The organism is Hamadaea sp. NPDC051192 (genome assembly GCF_040682475.1).
In the GTDB taxonomy this organism is placed as follows: domain Bacteria; phylum Actinomycetota; class Actinomycetes; order Mycobacteriales; family Micromonosporaceae; genus Hamadaea; species Hamadaea flava.
In genome coordinates, this window is sequence record NZ_JBFBAZ010000285.1 from 1 (window position 1) to 2,699 (window position 2,699).

The window sequence follows — 2,699 nt, forward strand, 5'->3', positions numbered from 1 at the left end:
GTCACCATCACGCTGCTCGCCCGCGCGGGCTGGTGGTTCGCCGGGGAGAAGATCCTCATCGCCGCGCCGCTGTCGCTCGCGGCCGTGGTCGTCGCCGGCTGGCGGCTGCTCCGCGCTCGGGGCGACATCCGATCCGCGGCCGTCGCGCTTCTTTTCGCCGGGTACGCCGACAGCAGCGCACTGCTCGTGACGGTGGTGCACGGGTACCCGGCGTCCGCAGGAACCGGACTGCTGGCGGTCGCGGGGGTCGTCGCCGCGACCGCGGTGTCCTGGCGCCTCCTCGGCCCGCGCCCGTCGCGCGCCGTGTCCCGGACGACGCTTGCGGTTGCGGTCGTGGCGCTGGTGGCCGGCACCGGGCTGGCCGCCGCGCCGAGCGCTGCTCCCGGCGTACCACATCATGTGCAGGCGGAAGCCGCACCGAGCGTGGGAGAGCCGACCAAGCGTTTCACCCTGACGGCCGGAACCGCCACGGTGACCGTGAGCGGGCAGAGTGTCGCGGCCTGGGCGTTCGACGGACAGGTGCCGGGGCCGGAGCTGACCGCGACCGTCGGCGACATCCTGGAGGTGACGCTGCGCAACAAGGACATCGCGCGTGGCGTCACGTTGCACTGGCACGGGTACGACGTGCCGAACAGCCAGGACGGCGTGCCGGGGGTGACCCAGGACGCGGTGCTGCCGGGGCAGGAGTTCGTCTACCGGTTCCGCGCGGATCAGGCGGGAACCTACTGGTATCACACCCATGCGGTGTCCGACATCGGTGTGAAGATGGGCCTCTACGGCGTGCTCGTGGTACGCCCCGGGCCGGCATCCGGTGTGGACCGGGTGATCGCGGCGCACACGCTGTCGAGCGTGAGCCTGCCCGAGCCAGCGCAGGAGCCGGTCGCGGCGGGTACGCCGATGCGGCTGCGGCTGATCAACACCGACAGCGCCACCCACCGGTACGCCCTGGCCGGCACGCCGTTCCAGGTGGCCGCCATCGACGGGATGGACCTGTCGCAGCCGCCCCCGGTGTCGGAGACCGCGATCTCCATCCCGGCCGGCGGCCGCTACGACCTGGTGTTCTCCGCGCCCGCGACGCCGATCGCGCTGTCGGTGGACAACCGCGTGGTCTACTCCACCGGCGCGCTCACCCCGTCGACGTCGGGTTGGCCGGTCCTCGACCCGCTGAGCTACGGAACGGCCCAGGACCCGCCGTGGAACCGATACGACAAGGAGTTCACCCTCGTCCTCGACCGGGGGCTGGACCTGCACGGACTGCTCCCCCGGTACGCCCACACCGTCAACGGCGCGGCCGACCCCGACATCCCGCCGCAGGTCGTCCACCTCGGCGACACCGTCAAGTTCACGATCGTGAACCGGTCACTGGTGGTGCATCCGTGGCACCTGCACGGGCATCACGTGCTCGTGCTGTCCCGCAACGGAAAAGCCGCGACCGGAAGCCCGCTGTGGCTCGACTCCTTCGACGTACGCCCCGGCGAAGTGTGGGAGGTGACCTTCAAGGCCGACAATCCCGGCATGTGGGCGAACCACTGCCACAATCTGGCGCACGCCGAGCAGGGCATGCTCCTGCACCTGATGTACGCGTGACAGATTCTCATTCATGGCAGGTCAGCCCTCTGGACCACGCTGTGTATTGAGGGCTAGCATTTCTGTTACGGCTCCGGGCCGCATGCAGACCCGGAGCCGTCCACTATGTATGCACCTCGGCCGCACGCCGCTGAAACGCCGCGTGGATAGGCTGTTCCGATGTCGCAATGGAGCCATGAACCGCCGGGCTACGTGTGCCCTTTCTGCGAATTCCTGGCCGGGCGCGATCGGGTCAACGACCAGCGCGACGTCGTCCTGAAAACCGATCGGGCGACCGCTTTCGTGGCCCCTCGTTGGTGGCCGAACAATCCAGGACACGTCCTCGTCATCCCGAACGAGCATTACGAGAACATCTACGAACTTCCGGCGGAGTTCGGTCATGCGGTTCACGACGCCGTCCAGGAGATCGCGATCGCCCTGCGGACGGCGTACGGGTGCGCCGGGGTCTCGACGCGGCAGCACAACGAACCCGCGGGCCACCAGGACGTCTGGCATCTGCACGTGCACGTCTTCCCCCGTTACGACGGCGACGACCTCTACCGGAGCCAGGCCCTGCCCGGGTTCGTGCCGCAGACCGAACGCGAGCCGTACGCCCAACGGCTGCTGGATTACTTCGCTGGGCGGGTCGAGTCGCGTACCCAGGCGAGATAGGACGGCGCGCCGTCCACGACGGGCAGGCACACGATCTCCGGAACGTCGTAGCTGTGCATGCCGCGCAGGTGGTCGCTGAGTTCCGGCCCACGCTCGACGGTCGTCTTGAACTCGACGCGCCACTCGCGGGCCTCGTCCACCCCGCCGTTCCACCAGTACACGCTGGTCATCGGACCGTGCACCTGGGCGCACGCCGCCAGCCGCGCACCGACCGCGGACCGGGCGAGTTCGTGCGCGGCGTCCGCGGAGTCTGTCGTGGTCACCACGATGACGATGTCAGTCTGCACACCGCGCACGGTAACCCCTGGCGACCCCGCCCCGCCCCTCAGGTCAGCGGCGGATCATGGATCCGGGTCGAATCTTGGTCCAAGATTCGGCTCTCCACCGACATGTGTGGGTAGCTGATGTGTCGTAACGCAGCGCACGCCGTTGCTGCTCCTACGTTCTGAGGTGTCTAGATC

At 69.0% G+C, this 2,699-nt stretch carries 3 protein-coding genes; 2 read left to right on the forward strand and 1 reads right to left on the reverse strand.

The genetic code is table 11. The features are described 5' to 3' along the window. Both AB0M47_RS42580 and AB0M47_RS42585 read left to right on the forward strand, forming a co-directional pair. Window positions 1-1,587, forward strand: a 1,587-nt coding sequence (locus AB0M47_RS42580) for a multicopper oxidase family protein (protein WP_363424702.1), incomplete at its 5' end; no start/stop codon positions are given. Between the two features lie 159 nt (window positions 1,588-1,746). Next, window positions 1,747-2,238 carry an HIT family protein gene (locus AB0M47_RS42585; protein WP_363424705.1) on the forward strand — a complete coding sequence of 164 codons (492 nt, stop codon included), beginning with the start codon at window positions 1,747-1,749 and terminating at the stop codon, window positions 2,236-2,238. Here the strand turns inward: AB0M47_RS42585 and cutA are convergent. After that, window positions 2,196-2,525 carry a divalent-cation tolerance protein CutA gene (cutA, locus tag AB0M47_RS42590; RefSeq protein WP_363424708.1) on the reverse strand — a complete coding sequence of 110 codons (330 nt, stop codon included), beginning with the start codon at window positions 2,523-2,525 and terminating at the stop codon, window positions 2,196-2,198. The two genes, AB0M47_RS42585 and cutA, sit on opposite strands and share 43 nt — an antisense overlap. Between the last annotated feature and the right edge of the window lie 174 nt (window positions 2,526-2,699).